The following is a 16,552-nucleotide window of genomic DNA, read 5'->3' as shown; positions in this document are numbered from 1 at the left end:
GTTAAAAATCTATGAAATCTTCATGGGGGGCGGAATGTCTGTTTTTATAAAGAGTTGACCTTTGTCTTTTTAGACTTAAATTTTCTGTGCTTTTGACTTTGATAGATTCCCTTACCGCCAGCGGTAAATGCTGCGATCAACGTACAGATTAGTGCAAATGGGAGGATATGAAAGCCAAATAATTCCGCGGCCATGACAGCGCAGGCAAAAGGTGTTTTAGTACATCCAGAGAATACAGAAACAAATCCTAGTCCCGTAATCAAAAGTAAGGGGATGGGAATATAAACAGACATGAAACTAGCTAAAGTCGCACCAATAAAAAATAGAGGAGTTACTTCTCCTCCCTTAAAACCAACACTCAGTGTTAGGCATGTCAGCAGTATCTTGAGAAGAAAATCAAGCCCGGATTGTGGTTCTTTAAAAGATTCCAGTATAGTTGGTAGCCCTAGACCGATGTGGCGGGTATCACCAATGATCACTACGATAGATAGGATGATTATAGCACCGATTAAGACGCGCCAATAAGGATTGTTTATTTTTTTGAAGACTAAGCTAAAAGTTTCCCCTGTATAAATAAATAGCCGGGCTACGAGTCCCGACAGGACGCCAAAAAGGAGAACCCATAATAGATGTTTAATATCCCCAAACTCCAACTGGATGAGGGGATAGTGGGTGTGAGGAGCTTTTAATAATAAGCTGATTCCATGCGCCAGATAAGCTGTAAACAATGCCGGAATGAGTGCTTGATATCTCAGTTTTCCGCACCGAAACATCTCTACCGCAAATGCAGTTCCTGCGAGAGGTGTACCAAATAAGGAGGCAAACCCAGCAGCTACGCCACATATCAGAGCGATTCTGCGCTGTGTTTTATCAAGATTTAATTTCTTAGCGATTTGGTCCGCATATGTACCACCGTATTGTACAGCAGTACCTTCACGTCCTGCAGAGCCGCCGAATAAATGGGTTAATAAGGTAGCTATGACTACCAAGGGAGCCATAGTCAAAGGGATGTTTCCTTTAGGGTTGTAGTATTCTTCAAAGAGTAGGTTATTACCCTTACTTGCGTTACCGCCGTAGTACTTATACAGAAATACGATCACTATTCCTGCAAAAGGCAGCCCCCAAAGGAACTCCCTGTGAAGTTCCCGAAGATCAGTGACGGCACTGAGGGCATATAAAAAAGCCGCAGAGGTACATCCGGTAACCAACGCTATCGCCATGCATATTTTCAGCCAGTTGTACCAGAGGAGACCTTTTAATTGTAGACTTCTTTTCGCGTACATACAATTCTACGACAAGAAAGAAGCCAACAATGCACCCCAGCCGACAATCATTAATAATCCACCTAATGGTGTTATTGGTCCCAAAAAGCGCAGATTCGACTTCCAATATTCACTAAACGATAAGAAAAATATACTGAAAGAGAAAAGAACCGTACCAGTCGCAATACCATATACCGCCAAGCGATGAGTGTATAGGCTGAAATCAGAAGAAAATCCGATTATCAACAAGGTTAATGCACTATACATTTGATAGCGCACTCCGACTTCAAATGAAGCTAGTCTTTCGGCGCTTATAAGCTTTTTAAAGGCATGGGCTCCGAATGCACCTAGTGTAATGGCTAGTATTCCGAAGCTAGCTCCAAGTACAAGTGTTGTTGTCTGCATATTAGTTAAGTTGTTTTTCTATAGTTTTTTTGTCTGCAAACCCGATGTTTTTCCAAATTCTCTTTCCGTCTTTGTATAGAAATAGAACCGGGATACTCGTTATGCCCAATTGTTTGGTCAGTGTGTTATTTTCATCAACATCTATCTTTACCACTTTCACTTTTTCTGCGTATTTTTTAGCTATTTCCTGGATGAAAGGTTCCATTTCCTTACAAGGTCCGCACCAGCTCGCGTAAAAGTCAACAAGAACCATTTGCTTATCGTTTGTAATCGTTTTGAATTGCTTTAATGTCAGTCCCTTAGGGGTAGAAGATTGCTCTTTTTCCAATGGTAGATTCGCGGCTTCCCATTTTAGTAGGCCACCATCAATCTCATATACCGTAAAACCTCTGTCGGCTAAAGTCTTGGCGGCTTGTGCGCTACGTCCTCCTGATAGACAATACACATATACGGGAGATTTCTTGTTAAGTTTAGACGTAATACCTTCTTCAAATTCAGCTTTTTTATTCCAGTCTAAATTTATAGAATTAGCGATGTGTTTATCTAAATACTCTTTTTTGGTACGTACATCGAGGAGTTGTGTCTTTTTTTTCTTTTCAAATATTTGGGCCGCTTCCGATACCGATATTTTGCTTTGTGCCAACCCGGTAGTATAAAGTAGTCCCACCAGAAGTAGTGAAATAAAAGTTTTCATGTTTAGTGCTTCTTTAAAGTATATGACGAGGAACTTTAATCAATAAAGTTCCCCATTACTTATATTAGATTCCCATTTCCTTTAATATAAATTGTGCATTGTCAATCTTATCAGCTATCCATAGTACATAACGGATATCTACACCGATAGATCTACTATAGCTTTCGTTCCAGGCAAAATCATTGATCGTAGCATCATACGAGCGGTCAAAGTTTACGCCGATCAATTCGCCATAAGCATTCATAATAGGCGAACCGGAATTACCGCCAGTCGTATCCATATTGTAAAGAATATTTACAGGAACATCATTCAGATCTGATTTGACATAAGCGCCAAAATTCTTATTCAACCAAGCTTGTTTTATTGCCTGAGGGTAGCGGAATTCAACATCTCCAGAGTTCCCTTTTTCTATTAGACCCCGTACGGTTGTAAATGGTTTCATATATGTTGCATCTGCAGGACTGTAACCTTTTATATTGCCATAAGTCAAGCGTAAGGTCGAGTTTGCATCAGGGATGAAGTTCTTAGATTGATAAACCTCTTTTACAGCGACATAATCTCCCATGAGTCTGTTCAATACACCTTCACGACGCTTTTGCTCTTGACGGAATGGCTCCATCTCCTTTTCAATTTTCTGTTGGAACAGGAGCAATTCATCTTTATAAGCGGAAAGACTGCTCATGTCTTTCAACACCTGAGCGTAGAGTGTCTCTTTATCGTTTATTTTTGACTGTACGATAGCATCTTTGATATATTGGCTAGCTTGTCCTTGACTAGGAAAATTTTTACCAGCAACAGCTACGATAGTATTCTTATCCTTTAAGAGATAGGCTTGTTCAAACATATGTCCTGCTATATTTTGATCCGCATTCTTATTGTAGCTTTCATAGATACCATCCAATTGTTGCTTAAACCGAGCGATATTATTGTCAAAAAACTGTTGCTTGCTGGAAGTGCCAACTTGTACAGCCAACATGTCTTTAAAGTCGTTTAATAAGGAAGCGATCTGAAGCGAGCGTATACCAGTGTAGAGGTTATTGAACCATAGCTCACGTTCAGCGTCGCTAAATACCAGTTGATAGTGGTGATCAATATCCGTCATTAAACTCGCATATTTTGCTTTTAACTCGGGTTTAGAAGTGATGAAATGACTTAGGGCTAAATCTTCCTGCTTTTTGCTTTGTATCAGGTCTATATTACGTAAACCCTTTAATTTACCTCTATAGTTTTTTAATACGTTTGCGTTACGTTTTATTCGAGTAGCTAACGCCAGTTCTGTTGCTTTATCATTTTTTCCAGCCAACAACATCTGTTGATTTTGAAAATCATATAATTCAGAAGTGTAAGGCAGTAAAAACCGTTGTTGGTATTCTATATATTGCGCTGGTCTATGTCTGAAAGTTCTGCCTGGATAGCCCAAAATAAATACGAAATCATTTTCTTCAACACCTTTAGGGTTTACTTTTAAGTGCTTTTTAGGTTTGTAGGGTACATTATTTTTTGAGTACTTGGCTGATTTACCATCTGGCGCGACATATGCTCGTAAAAAGGAGAAGTCGCCGGTGTGTCTAGGCCATACCCAATTGTCTGTTTCGCCGCCAAATTCTCCGATATCCTGACGGGGTATATAAACCAGTCGCACGTCTTCGATGGTACGGTAGCGAAAGAGGACATAGCTTTTTCCGATAAACATTTCAGAAACCTCTGCCTTTATAGAGGGATCTTTATTTTCAGCTTCCTGCGCTATTTCAGCACGCTTTTTATTGATTATGTTGATACGCTCTATAGGATCATTAATCTGTGAGACAGCGTTTAATATCTGCGATGATACGTCTTCATAGGATTCCGTAATTCGTATAGTAAGACCCCTCGCTTCAATTTCTTGCTCCTGAGAGTTAGCAACAAAGCCTTTTTCCAGATAATTGTGTTGAGGACTCGATGCCAGCTGTACGGCACTGAAAGCACAGTGATGGTTGGTGACAATGAGACCATTAGGCGAGACGAACGAACCAGAGCATCCAGACACTTGTACTAATGCATCGACAAGGCCTATCTGTCCAGGGTTATAAATATCCTTTTCACTAATTTTGAGTCCAGCTTTTTTTAGCCCCGCTCTATTTAGTTCACTTAATGGAAACATTCCTTCATCGGGGATCGATGCGGAAAAGTTAAACGTTCCTAATCCCAGTAGAGCAGCTAATAAAAATGATGATTTAAAGTTATATTTCATATGTAAATAATTATTTCATGATCCGTCAACCGGCGGACCGGTTTGTCATTTAATGGTCTATGGAATATCCAGATTATATTTTCGAAGGGCTCACAAGCACGGTTCTTTTCATTGATATTTTTGCAGTTCCGCTACACGGATATTTTATATATGTTTGTGTTTTATTTTTACCTGTCATCCGTCAGTTGACGGACTCATGGATATTTTAGCTTCGCTAAATTAGGAGTATTTCATAAAATCATTTTTTAATAGTTTTACGTTTTTTTCAAAAATACTAAATTCCTAACTTTATATACCTCATTTCCTATCTTTGTATAGTTAAAACTTATAAAATGACCCTAGTCCAATTGGAATATGTTATTGCAGTAGATACTTATCGTAGTTTTGTTGCTGCTGCCGAGAAATGTTTTGTTACGCAACCTACCTTGAGTATGCAGATTCAAAAGTTGGAAGAATCGCTCGGCGTAAAGATTTTTGATCGTAGTAGACAACCTGTAATTCCTACCGAAATCGGGAGTAAGTTAATCAAACAGGCTCGTATTGTCCTAATGGAAAGTAAGAAGATTAATGAAATCCTACAGGAAACAAAAGGAGAGTTGGAAGGTGAATTTAAAATAGGCGTTATTCCAACTGTAGCCCCATATTTGATGCCGATGATTATTACTTCATTTTTGAAAAAATATCCTAAAGTACAGTTACAGGTTTGGGAATACACGACAGAACGTATAATTCAAGAATTGAAGATAGGAACGTTAGATTGTGGCGTGCTGTCTACACCTTTATTGGATAACGCTATTTTGGAGATTCCGCTTTTCTACGAGACTTTTGTCGCCTATGTGTCTGAGAAGAGTAAGTTGTTCGAAAAAAAAATTTTAGGTTACGAAGACCTTTCTCAAGAGAAGCTTTGGTTATTAAACGAAGGACATTGTATGCGGGGGCAAGTCCTTAATATTTGTAATTACAGACACAATCAGGGAGGCGAAGGTACATTTGAATACAACACCGGAAGTGTAGACACTTTAAAGCGCATGGTAGAAATTAACGATGGCTTGACCATTCTACCGGAGTTGAGTATATTGGGCTATGATGAAGATCAATTAAACCATGTCCGTTATTTCAAATCACCAGAGCCGGTCCGGGAAATAAGTATTGTGACCACGAATAATTATGTAAAGAAGCTAGCGGTGAATATTCTGCGGGATGAAATTTTAAATGCAATCCCCGAACGGTTTAAATCGAATAAGAAGAAAGATGTAATCGGTTTTAACATCTAAAATAACACAATGAAAAGTAAATTCCTGGAAAGATTAGATAAGATCAATAAGTGGCGGATGCAGCGAGTTTCAAATCGAAACTTTCTGGTTTTGCTTGCTTTTTTAGTCGGCTTGATTGGGGGCTTAGCTGCGGCACTACTTAAAGGTATGACACATTTTATTGCTTCAGCTTTACAAGACGACGTAGAATGGCACATAAAGTATTCCGTTTATCTCGTTTTTCCGTTGATTGGCATATTATTGAGTGTCTTATATGTGCGTAAATTTCTGAAAGGGAAGAAGTTTGAACATGGAATCACCCCCATTATTTACTCCATATCCCGAAAGTCGAGCCGTATTGAAGTGCATAATGTATACTCACAAATTGTAACCAGTGCTATAACTGTTGGGTTTGGGGGCTCTTGTGGTCTGGAGGCACCGATCGCCTATAGCGGTTCGGCTATTGGTTCTAACATTGGCCGATTCTTTGGTCTCAGTTATCGTGAAGTTACCATGTTATTAGCTTGTGGAGCGGCAGCAGGTATTTCAGGAGCTTTTAACAGCCCCATTGCAGGAATGATTTTTGCCATTGAGATATTACTTCCCGAGTTCTCCATTCCCGCTTTTATACCTCTATTAATTTCTTCCGCATTAGCGGCTGTGGTTTCGAGGCTTTTATATAGCGAGCCCCTTTTTCACACGGCACTTACCGACTGGGAGGTTGGAGCGTTATTTTTCTATTTTTTGTTGGCGATATTAATAGGCCTGTTCACTGTCTATTTTTCGAAGTTAAGCCAGTCGGTCAAAGGTTGGTTTGCCAAGATACAGAACCCTTACAATAAGGTCTGGAGCAGTGGTGTTGCATTGGGTATATTGATTTTGATTTTTCCGGCCTTGTATGGCGAAGGTTATCTAACAATGCAGCAGATTCTAGATGGTCAGTTTGATGCCATCGTCAAGAATAGTTTGTTTTCCGATTATAGGGATTTGGGTTGGGTAGTTGTTTGCTATACCGTCCTTACTTTATTTGCAAAATCCTTAGCCTCCCTCTTTACCATTAGTGGAGGAGGTAATGGTGGTGTTTTTGGCCCCAGCTTAGTTATGGGCGGCCTCTTAGGATTTGCATTTGCTTATGGGGTTAACCTGACTGGTATTATTGAATTGAATGTACCTAATTTTGTGATGGCAGGAATGGCAGGAGCATTGAGTGGGATTATGCATGCGCCATTGACCGGTATATTTCTTATTGCTGAGATTACAGGAGGCTATGCATTAATGGTTCCTTTGATGATTGTCGCTTCTATTTCGTATTTAATCAACAGAACATTAATGAAGCACTCGATCTACACCAAAGTACTTGCCGAGTCGGGCGATTTGATATCCTATGAAGACAAAGACAGGACGGTATTGAGTATGATGAAACTAAGGTATGTCACCGAACGGAATTTCGTGCAATTAAGCCCTGATGAGACACCTTTAGATAGAAAGATTGATATCATTCATTCCAAAAGAAATATTTTTCCGGTTGTTGATAAGGAAAAGAAGCTATTGGGGATTTTGTACAGTGAGAAACTCTTTTCCATATTATTAGGTGAAGAGGAGGGAGCTGGTCGATCATTTTCTTCTTTAGCGCAAAAGCCTACCGATATTATCAAAGAAGATGAGGATATGGAACGGGTAATGCAAAAGATGAATAAAGAAGATGTTTGGATACTGCCGGTAGTCGATAATGATAATCGATATTTAGGTTTTATTTCTAAGGCAGCAGTATTTAATAAATATAGAGCACTGTTGATGAGGCAAGGAACCTATTTAGAATAAAACTTTCATGATTCGCCAACTGGCGGATCACCGACTGCCGCGAAACGATCCCGATGTTATCGCGAGAGCTCTTGAATACCAATGCACATGAAAGCATTATGAAAAAAGTTCTTAATGGCCTTTGAACCGAACGAAGTAACCTCATTGATGCCATAAAGAGTTAAAACGAATCAATAAAACAGACTCTTTCAGAAAAAAATAATGGCTCTTAATTTTTAAGGGCCATTATTTTTGCAATATACTTTCCGACAATATCAAATTCCAAATTGACCCGTGTCCCTACCTCGACATATTTTAGATTGGTATGTTCTATTGTATAAGGTATGATCGCTACAGAAAAGCGATCTACGAGGGAGTTTACTACCGTTAGACTGATACCGTTTACCGATATTGAGCCTTTCTCCACCGTGATATTATTGAGGTGTGGATCATACTGAAAAGTAAATAACCAACTGCCGTTATGATCTTCTTTTGAAACACAGCTTGCTGTTTGATCTACGTGGCCTTGGACGATATGTCCATCAAACCTGCCGTTCATCAAAGTACAGCGTTCGATATTGACAAGATCCCCCTCTTTCAGATCACTCAAATTTGTCTTTTGCAGTGTCTCTTCAATCGCTGTTACTTTATAAGTCTCTGCATCGATTCCTACAACTGTGAGACATACACCATTATGAGAAACACTTTGATCGATTTTCAACTCGGAAGATAAACTAGACTTGATGTATATATGCATATTTGTCTGTTCCTGTTCAATTTTTGTAACAGTTCCTAATGTTTCGATAATACCTGTGAACATAGTGCTAATAATGATGTTTTGACAAAAATAGTCAATTTTGTATGCATATCCAATCTTTCCGACCCGCTAGATAGGTTGTAGTTGTACAGCCCGAAAAATAAATAGGAGAAATCCATTTTGATATGTGTATGTGATACACTATCTTTACGTTTTTAGAAAATATAAAAGCTGAGTGTAATTAGTTTGTTTTTCTAATGTAGTGTTTTTTTAAATTATTTCGCTGATTTTCAGTGGGTTGTTGTTTTTTTTGGATTTTCTGATTCAAAAGGTTTGGAGTGGTAAAGAAATATATGTTACCTTTGCTTAGGTTTAGGTTGATTGCCTCGTCTAGAGGTTAATATTTAAAGCCTGAGAAATCGCCTGATTCTCTCAGGCTTTTTCAATTTTAAGAAATTAGTCCAACCTGTTAATTAGTTAAATTCGCAGTTCAAATTCTAATATTTTGCATTTCAGCACTTTGGTGGAAGTTTCGATATTGTTTTGCAAAAAAAGTTTTAGTTTCACATAAAAGTTATATTTTTGCGGGACTGTCTTCGTAGTTCAATGGATAGAATTTCAGATTCCGGTTCTGAAGATGTGGGTTCGACCCCCGCCGAAGACACTTACAATAAAAAAGCCGCTTCAATTGCTGAAGCGGCTTTTTTATTGTATTTAGTGGCTGTTTTCTCCGGTAGTAAAGTGAAGCTGGAACTTAAGATCTAGGTCGTTTGCTCCGGTAAATGATGTGAAGCTGTCATTGTTCCAATCTGTTTTTGGGTTTATTTTCTCTTTTACTCCCGGGTTAAGATGACGCATGATATATCTTGTAGTGAAGGTAGAGGCTTCTTTGAGTACTGTAATGTATCCTTGTACGCCGACTTTTACTTTTGTATCATCGCTCTTTTCGTCACTATAGGTTACAAAGGAACTCACCGTTGGGATACCTAGTATAAAAGCAAAATGCTGATTGTCTTTTTCTACAAAAGACTGTTGCGTTTCTCGTCCAGCAAAATCTTTTATTTTAACATTAAAGCGATATGACTTTCCAACCACCAGATGTATATGTTCTTCAACTGGAGGAAGCATAGGGCTACCTGAGAATTTTATCGTTTCTACTTCAGGATTTTCGATCTCTGTATAATGGTAATGGTCGCCATGAGCTTCTCCTTCTACTTCAGTAAAAGAGATCTCTGCGGAACCAACTTCTTCTTGATCCACTTCCGCAGTAGGCTCATCTTTCTTGCAAGATGAAAAAGTGAAAATTGAAATCAATAATAGTGTTATGTATTTTTTCATGTGGATTTATTTTTAAGTTTTTATAGCGATTATCCAACTTATCGTTATGCACGTTTTGTGACGAATGGTGTATATACTACTCCGCGGCCATTCGAGTTCGAGCAGTCTATATATTATATGGATATTTCACTATCGTGTTTTTTAAAATGTAAAGTTGATTTTTACCGAAATGTTGCGCCCTAAGGCATGGGCATAATATCTAAATCTATCCATATAGTCTTTATACGCCTTATTGAATATGTTTTCTGCGCCTATTTGTACTTCCATTTTTCTGTGCTTTTCCATACTGATGGAAGAAGCTATAATAGCATCAAAGAGATGATATGAAGGTGGAGGCGGGGCAAAATCGGAATTGGGTTCGTATCGAGTCTGTTTTGCCTGAAAATGATGCTTGACCTTAATGTAACTGGGTATCCCTTTTGCGTTGATATGGTAAGCCAACGCATGTTGTAGCCTTGTTGCTGGAATATTCGGTAAGAATTGCTCTTTTGTTATATTTCGAGCTTTTACGACAGATAGGTTCAGACTATAATGTAAGTTTTGACGCATCTCCATAGTTAGAGCCAGATCGGCACCATAAAACAAAGCACGATCTTGTTGGTGTTGAAATAGAGGGAAGGTGCCTCGGATTGTCTGTCTTGTCGAGTCAGGTACGGGTTGACTATAGATATAGTTGTCAATGACCTGTGCAAAAACATCGATATTACCGTTTATGGCTCCTTTGTGAACCAAGAGGGAGTTTACCCATTTTAATCCCTTTTCGCTCTCTAGGCTTTTATTTCCGACTTCATACGTGCCTGTACCATGATGTATCCCATCACTGTATAGTTCATTTGCCGAAGGTGCACGCCAAGCTAGACCAACATTACTTTTCCATGTAAATACAGAATTCAAGCGATGACTAATGCCTGCTATACCGGATATGTTGTGAAACTCCTTACGGTCCGTCATTAAATATTGAGGGATCGATCCGTCGGGATTAATCTCCTCGTAGTTATAGCGATAGCCAGCTGCATCAAAATACTTGTAGTCGTATCGTATACCGGTTTCTATCAAACAGCTCTTTACCGGTATTTTTAAGCTAAAGAATGAACCAAAACCATGATTTTCGAAGTTAGGGATAATGGGAGTAGAGCCCGTGCCAGGTACATTATTGTTTAATTGCATACTACCTGATATACCAGTCGTAATTAGTGGTCGACTATAGACGATCTCGATTTGCTGCGTGTTTAAGACAATGTCAGCCATCGGTAAGTCATTTTCGGCTACACGGCGCAGATCAAATTCTCTTCTATGATTACGTTGTATGCTGTATTGAGCCTCGATATGGCTATTATCACTTATATAGTGTTTGTATCCTACTTTACCAAGTTGATGCGTCACGCGTTGTTTTGGTGCTTCTATCTTATTGGTAAAACTATATTCTTCAAATGGTCTGCCATTAGCGATCCGTGCTAAGATATCTTCTTTTGAACCAATATGGGCGCCTTGAAATACCCCTAGTGTGTTGCCAACATGGCTGAAATACATGTTGATCACATTCTTCCCTAATGTATAGGCAGCATACATATTTCCATTGATTTCTTTATTGCCCGTGTTACCAAGGTAATAGGATGCAGATTTCATGTTGCCATGATTGTTGGTTGTCAAACCCGCGCGGTAAGATAATTTGTTTAGTGTCCCCTCTAGTTTACTATTTACCGTCATTCCTCTACCGTTACTGTTTAGGATAATGGAGCTGTTACTTAGCGCGTACCTGTCTGGATGGATAGGCGCAGCCGATAATTTCACAATTCCTCCTAGCGCATCGGGACCATAACGCACAGCGTCGGCACTTTTAATAATGCTGATTTCTTCTGCTGAAAAAGGATCAATTTCTGGAGCATGATCCGTACCCCACTGCTGACTTTCGTGTCGTACGCCCTGATTTAATAATAGGAGTCTATTTCCATATAATCCATTAATTACAGGTTTTCCATTGTTAGCTCCGGTTTTGAGTACACTCACACCGGCAATGTCACGAAGGACATCTGCTAGGTTTTTTCCTTGGCTTTCTGTTCGCTGTTGTTTATTCAGCATGGTCGAGCTTCTGGAATTCGCATCAGTGGTGTTAGCAGTTACAGTTACTTCCTCAAGCTGCTTTACAATTCGATTTAATGCTATCCTGATTGTTGTGTCTTGACTTAATTTAAGAAACATCTCGTGTTCTGTATATGACCTATGATAGAAGGAAATGGAGGAATTGCCTTCACAGACTTTTTTAAATATATATTTACCCCGCCCTTCGACCTTGGCAGATTGATCATTCAGAAGTACTTGGGCGTCCGAAATGTTATGCCCAGTCTCCGCATCGATTAATTGAATGTGGATAGTCAACGGACAATCTTGGGCGTAAACAAGAGTATTCAAATATAAAACTCCTTGTAGAAGTAGAAGTATAACACCTCTCATAGATAATATTTTTCGATAAAAAGCATCCTTGAGGACATAGCTATAGCCTTGCTTGATGGTAATTCGTTTTAAAAAGTTATGCGGACAATAAATGACAGGCAAACAGAGATTATTGGAGCGGGGGGCCTTTATTTGAGATTAAAAGACGAATAATATCTACTAATATGGAATCGATAGAAATATTATAGGGTATGTAGAAAAACGACGGCATATAGCTCAGTTGGAAATCAGAACTATGGGAGGTGGTATTTGGGAGATGGATGTAATAACAGATAGCACATTCATCTTGGTTATTTAGCCCGTCGTGATGATGGCAGTTTTCAGCATCTTTGCCGTCGCATTCCGTATGTTTATGTAAAAGCAAACTCCCCGAAACCCACAGGTGGATTATGGTAAGTAATAATGAAGTTGTTTTTACGAGGAGTTGCATGTGTTACAAAGATATTTCAATTGCATCAAAGTTGCAAATTAAAATACACATTGTTGCATCAACTTATGATCTCGGATGAAACTGTGTTATGACAGACTGTAGATATTCCTTGTCTATGTGCGCGTAAATCTCTGTTGTAGTGATGCTTTCATGTCCCAGCATGTCTTGTACCGCACGTAGATCAGCACCTCCTTCGACCAGGTGTGAGGCGAAGCTATGACGAAATGTGTGTGGACTGATTTGTTTTTTTAAGCCGATTTGAGCCGCAAGATCTTTTATGATGATAAATATCATTACTCTAGAGAGTGCCGCGCCCCGACGGTTTAGAAACACAAAATCTTCATGTCCCGATTTTATATTTTGTTTGCTTCGTATTTCTTTTAGATAGATTTTTAAGTGTTTAATAGCTTGATTACCAATAGGAACTAAGCGTTCTTTGTTGCCTTTTCCTTCTATTTTAATGAATTCGATATCCAGGAAAAGATTTGAGATCTTTAATCCGATCAATTCGGAAACACGAAGGCCACAACCGTAGAGTACTTCGAGGATCGCTTTGTTTCTGGCGCCTTCTGGAGTCGATAAATCTATCGCAGCCATTAAAGCATCGATTTCTTCAAGATTTAACACGTCAGGGATTTTTCGGACTAGGCGAGGAGCTTCAATCAACTCCACGGGGTTGTTTTCTAAATCATGCTCTAGCTCTAGGAAGTTGAAGTACGCTTTAAGTCCTGAAAGAAGCCTTGCTTGGGTAAAAGTTGATATGGCGAAAGTATTCATCCATGTTAGAAATTCTTGAATATCTCGTGGCGAGAGCGAATACAGATCGAGTTGTTGATCTTCACAGTATACGCTCAACTTTTGAACATCATTCAAGTATGCAGATATGGAATTTTCAGAGAGATTTCTTTCGAACTCCAAGTATCTCTTAAAATCTTTAAATGTAGTAAACCAATCCATATACAAAATTAAATATTGTAAAATTATTACTGTTTAATATGTTTACTAAATTTTTAATTTTAATTTAGCATTAAATTAAAACAAATTTAAATTAATGAGATTCTTAAAACCTTTAGCTGTAGCATTTTTATTGCCTGCTACTTTTGCATCTGTTGATGCATCACCGTCACATATTTCACTATTAGCAAAGGATGCTAAGCATATCTTAGCGCAAGATACTTTAAATTGGCAAAATAAATTGCCTTTTGACAAGGAAGTTACTGTTGGTCGGTTGAAAAATGGATTTAAGTATTATATCCGTAAAAATGTAGAGCCCGAAAAGCGTGTTACTATGTATCTAGGGTTAAAAGTAGGGTCTATATTAGAGACTGAAGAAGAGCGTGGATTGGCTCACTTTTTAGAGCATATGAACTTCAATGGTTTAAAGCATTTTCCAAAAAATGATCTCGTTAACTATTTACAAAAGGCCGGCGTTCGTTTTGGATCGGATTTAAATGCATACACTAGCTTTGAAGAAACTGTGTATCAGTTACCGATACCTTCAGACGACCCTGAACTACTAAAAAATGGATTACAGGTGATGCGTGACTGGGCACAGGATGCTTTGTTAGTTACTGAGGAAATCGATAAAGAGCGTGGTATTATCATGGAAGAAATGCGCGGAAGTAGAGGTGCTTCACAGCGTATGCAGGATAAGTTTCTTCCCGTATTACTAAACGGGTCATTATATGCCAATCGCTTGCCGATTGGGACAGAAGAAGTTGTAACGGGTTTCAAACCGGACTTGATCCGTGATTTTCATGCTAAATGGTATAGACCGGATTTGCAATCTATCATCATTGTAGGTGATATTGATGTGGATCAGATGGAGAAAGAAGTTATTCGACTTTTTTCGGACATGAAGACACCAAAGAACCCTGAAAAACGTACGGAACATTCCGTTAAGCTCCTGAACAAAAATCAGTTCTTAGTGGTAACAGATGCGGAAATGCCTTCTACAGTGGGGCAGATAATTATTAAACATCCCGAGGAAAAAGTCAATACGGTCGGTGATTACAGGGTGTCGTTGATGAAAAATATTTTTAATCAAATGATCAGTTCGCGCTTGCGTGAAATCAGTCAGCAGCCGAATCCACCATTTATTCAGTCTGGTATAAATATTAGTTCACTTTTTGGAGGATTAGATAATCTTTCTATTTCCTTCGTGGCAAAGCCAGGAAAGTTTGAGGAAGGTCTTAAAGCGACAGTTCGTGAATTGGATCGTTTCCAGAAATTCGGATTTACAGAGTCTGAATTTAAAAGAACTGTAGCTGCTTTTGCAAAAAGTAATGAGACAGTATATAAGGAAAGGGACAAGAAGAAATCTGATGGATATGTGGGTACTTATTTGCAGCACTTCCTGAATGATGCACCTGCTTTGGGTAATGAGGATCGATATCAGATCACTAAGCAATTATTACCAACCTTAACGTTAAAAGAAGTCGAAGCCATTGGAAAACGTTTTTATGTAGATAATAATCGGGATATTATCATTCTTGGACCAGAGAAAGATAAAGCTAATCTTCCTCAAGAAGCACAGGTAATTGCTTGGCTAGCCGAGGTCGATAAAGAGAACTTGACAGCTTACGAAGATAAAGTATCAGAGCTTCCGTTACTAGCCAAACAACCGGTAAAAGGAAGTGTGAAGTCGACAAACGAAATTGCTGGGATTCAAACGAAAGAGCTTGTTTTGAGCAATGGAGTCAAAGTATTATTGAAGCCAACAACGTTCAAAAATGATCAGATTTTAATTTCAGCATTTAGTCCAGGTGGGACCTCACTATATTCCGATTCAGAATACCTGACAGCTTCCAACGCAGCTGCTTTCGTAAATGGTTCGGGAGTTGGACAATTAAATGCAATTGAGCTTAGAAAATATTTGACGGGCAAGAATGTAAATGTATCTCCTTATCTCGGAGAGCGTTCCGAAGGGCTGTCTGGATCATCTGATAAAGAAGGATTAAAGACCGCATTTGAAATGATTTATGGTTACTTTACCGAACCAAGATTAGACGATGATGTGTTCCAAAGCGGAATCGCACGTACGCTTTCTTCAATGGAGAATAGAGAAGATGATCCTAATTTTGTTTTCTCTGATGCCATGTCAAGAACGTTGTACTCGGATAATGTCCGTAGAACTATTCCTTCGCCAGAGCAAATCAAAACAATAAATCAAAAACGTGCTTTGGAGATTTTCAAAGAGCGCTTTGCCGATGCATCAGACTTTACGTTCACGATTGTAGGTTCGTTTACCGAAGAGGAGATCAAACCTTACTTGGAACAGTATCTAGCAGCACTACCAAATCTGGGAAGAAAAGAATCCGCCAAAGACTTGGGGATAGTAGAACCAGCTAAAGGTGTGGAGAAAGTTGTGCGTAAAGGAAAAGAAGCCAAAGCGCAAGTGCAAATGTCCTACTATGGAGACTATGCGTACGCTGAGAAAGAGAATATGAATTTTGATGCATTGGAGAGTATTTTATCCATTACTTTATTGGAGCGCCTTCGCGAAGACGAAAGTGGGGTGTATGGTACAGGAGCTAGAGGATCTTCATCTAAATATCCAAAAGGGCGCTATAGCTTTAGTATCGGCTTTGGTACGAGTGTAGATAAATACGAGTCTTTGATCAATTCCGCTATTGATGAAGTGAACAAGATTAAAGCAAATGGTCCAAAACAAACTGATTTGGATAAATTTGTAATTGAGCAAAAGCGTCAGTTAGAATTACAGTTAAAGGAAAATGGTTTTTGGTTGGGGCAGATTTCTAGCGCTTACCAAAATAACGAAGATCCTACTTACATCCTTCGTTATCTGGATGAATTGAATAAGGTTTCAGTTCAATCTGTTAAAGAAGTAGCAGAGAAGTACCTAAAATCCGATCGCCTCTTCAAGTTTATTTTATTGCCTGAAGAGCAATCAAAATAGGAAATAAAAGAGG

General features: G+C 38.8%; 11 protein-coding genes and 1 tRNA gene. 4 read left to right on the top strand and 8 right to left on the bottom strand.

Features of this window, described 5'->3' with window-relative positions:
- Positions 1 to 44 precede the first annotated feature (44 nt).
- From G7B18_RS15615 to G7B18_RS15600, 4 genes are all read right to left on the bottom strand, one after another.
- Positions 45 to 1,283: a chloride channel protein gene (locus tag G7B18_RS15615; protein WP_164123398.1), complete on the bottom strand. Its 1,239-nt coding sequence runs from the start codon at positions 1,281 to 1,283 to the stop codon at positions 45 to 47.
- A gap of 6 nt (positions 1,284 to 1,289) precedes the next feature.
- Entirely contained in the window at positions 1,290 to 1,667 is a 378-nt protein-coding gene (locus G7B18_RS15610; RefSeq protein WP_164108465.1) for a DUF423 domain-containing protein, read from the bottom strand.
- Position 1,668: 1 nt separating this feature from the next.
- Positions 1,669 to 2,361 (bottom strand): thioredoxin, encoded by a 693-nt coding sequence (gene trxA / locus G7B18_RS15605; protein WP_164108466.1) that lies wholly within the window; start codon positions 2,359 to 2,361, stop codon positions 1,669 to 1,671.
- A 64-nt stretch (positions 2,362 to 2,425) separates the two neighbouring features.
- Positions 2,426 to 4,591, bottom strand: a complete 2,166-nt coding sequence (locus tag G7B18_RS15600) for a S46 family peptidase (protein WP_164108467.1) — start codon at positions 4,589 to 4,591, stop codon at positions 2,426 to 2,428.
- Between the two features lie 332 nt (positions 4,592 to 4,923).
- Between G7B18_RS15600 and G7B18_RS15595 the strand changes: the two genes are divergently transcribed.
- Positions 4,924 to 5,865 carry a hydrogen peroxide-inducible genes activator gene (locus G7B18_RS15595; RefSeq protein WP_164108468.1) on the top strand — a complete coding sequence of 314 codons (942 nt, stop codon included), beginning with the start codon at positions 4,924 to 4,926 and terminating at the stop codon, positions 5,863 to 5,865.
- Positions 5,866 to 5,874: 9 nt separating this feature from the next.
- A complete protein-coding gene (locus tag G7B18_RS15590; protein ID WP_164108469.1) occupies positions 5,875 to 7,665 on the top strand; it encodes a chloride channel protein in 1,791 nt (596 codons plus the stop codon).
- A 208-nt stretch (positions 7,666 to 7,873) separates the two neighbouring features.
- Here G7B18_RS15590 and G7B18_RS15585 read toward each other — a convergent pair whose 3' ends face one another.
- Positions 7,874 to 8,464 (bottom strand): riboflavin synthase, encoded by a 591-nt coding sequence (locus tag G7B18_RS15585; RefSeq protein WP_164108470.1) that lies wholly within the window; start codon positions 8,462 to 8,464, stop codon positions 7,874 to 7,876.
- A gap of 529 nt (positions 8,465 to 8,993) precedes the next feature.
- Here G7B18_RS15585 and G7B18_RS15580 point away from each other — a divergent pair.
- Positions 8,994 to 9,065: transfer RNA gene (locus G7B18_RS15580), tRNA-Arg, on the top strand.
- A 50-nt stretch (positions 9,066 to 9,115) separates the two neighbouring features.
- On the opposite strand, the gene G7B18_RS15575 is transcribed toward G7B18_RS15580, so the two are convergent.
- The 3 genes from G7B18_RS15575 to xerD form a co-directional block, all read right to left on the bottom strand.
- Positions 9,116 to 9,739 carry a hypothetical protein gene (locus G7B18_RS15575; RefSeq protein ID WP_164108471.1) on the bottom strand — a complete coding sequence of 208 codons (624 nt, stop codon included), beginning with the start codon at positions 9,737 to 9,739 and terminating at the stop codon, positions 9,116 to 9,118.
- Positions 9,740 to 9,880: 141 nt separating this feature from the next.
- Positions 9,881 to 12,148 carry a TonB-dependent receptor gene (locus G7B18_RS15570; protein ID WP_164123396.1) on the bottom strand — a complete coding sequence of 756 codons (2,268 nt, stop codon included), beginning with the start codon at positions 12,146 to 12,148 and terminating at the stop codon, positions 9,881 to 9,883.
- A gap of 535 nt (positions 12,149 to 12,683) precedes the next feature.
- Positions 12,684 to 13,577: a site-specific tyrosine recombinase XerD gene (gene xerD / locus G7B18_RS15565; RefSeq protein ID WP_164123395.1), complete on the bottom strand. Its 894-nt coding sequence runs from the start codon at positions 13,575 to 13,577 to the stop codon at positions 12,684 to 12,686.
- A 94-nt stretch (positions 13,578 to 13,671) separates the two neighbouring features.
- On the opposite strand from xerD, the gene G7B18_RS15560 reads away from it, so the two are divergent.
- Positions 13,672 to 16,539 (top strand): M16 family metallopeptidase, encoded by a 2,868-nt coding sequence (locus tag G7B18_RS15560; protein ID WP_164123393.1) that lies wholly within the window; start codon positions 13,672 to 13,674, stop codon positions 16,537 to 16,539.
- Positions 16,540 to 16,552 lie beyond the last annotated feature (13 nt).

Origin of the sequence: Sphingobacterium sp. xlx-130 (assembly GCF_011007405.1) — a bacterium.
Lineage (GTDB): Bacteria > Bacteroidota > Bacteroidia > Sphingobacteriales > Sphingobacteriaceae > Sphingobacterium > Sphingobacterium luzhongxinii.
Note: the sequence above shows the minus strand (reverse complement) of the source record. Positions and strands in the feature narration are given on the sequence as shown.

Excerpts from the sequence above, each read along its gene's own strand:
- G7B18_RS15615 (WP_164123398.1), bottom strand. The coding sequence starts at position 1,283 with ATGTACGCGAAAAGAAGTCTACAATTAAAAGGTCTCCTCTGGTACAAC.
- G7B18_RS15610 (WP_164108465.1), bottom strand. The coding sequence starts at position 1,667 with ATGCAGACAACAACACTTGTACTTGGAGCTAGCTTCGGAATACTAGCC.
- trxA (WP_164108466.1), bottom strand. The coding sequence starts at position 2,361 with ATGAAAACTTTTATTTCACTACTTCTGGTGGGACTACTTTATACTACC.
- G7B18_RS15600 (WP_164108467.1), bottom strand. The coding sequence starts at position 4,591 with ATGAAATATAACTTTAAATCATCATTTTTATTAGCTGCTCTACTGGGA.
- G7B18_RS15595 (WP_164108468.1), top strand. The coding sequence starts at position 4,924 with ATGACCCTAGTCCAATTGGAATATGTTATTGCAGTAGATACTTATCGT.
- G7B18_RS15590 (WP_164108469.1), top strand. The coding sequence starts at position 5,875 with ATGAAAAGTAAATTCCTGGAAAGATTAGATAAGATCAATAAGTGGCGG.
- G7B18_RS15585 (WP_164108470.1), bottom strand. The coding sequence starts at position 8,464 with ATGTTCACAGGTATTATCGAAACATTAGGAACTGTTACAAAAATTGAA.
- G7B18_RS15575 (WP_164108471.1), bottom strand. The coding sequence starts at position 9,739 with ATGAAAAAATACATAACACTATTATTGATTTCAATTTTCACTTTTTCA.
- xerD (WP_164123395.1), bottom strand. The coding sequence starts at position 13,577 with ATGGATTGGTTTACTACATTTAAAGATTTTAAGAGATACTTGGAGTTC.
- G7B18_RS15560 (WP_164123393.1), top strand. The coding sequence starts at position 13,672 with ATGAGATTCTTAAAACCTTTAGCTGTAGCATTTTTATTGCCTGCTACT.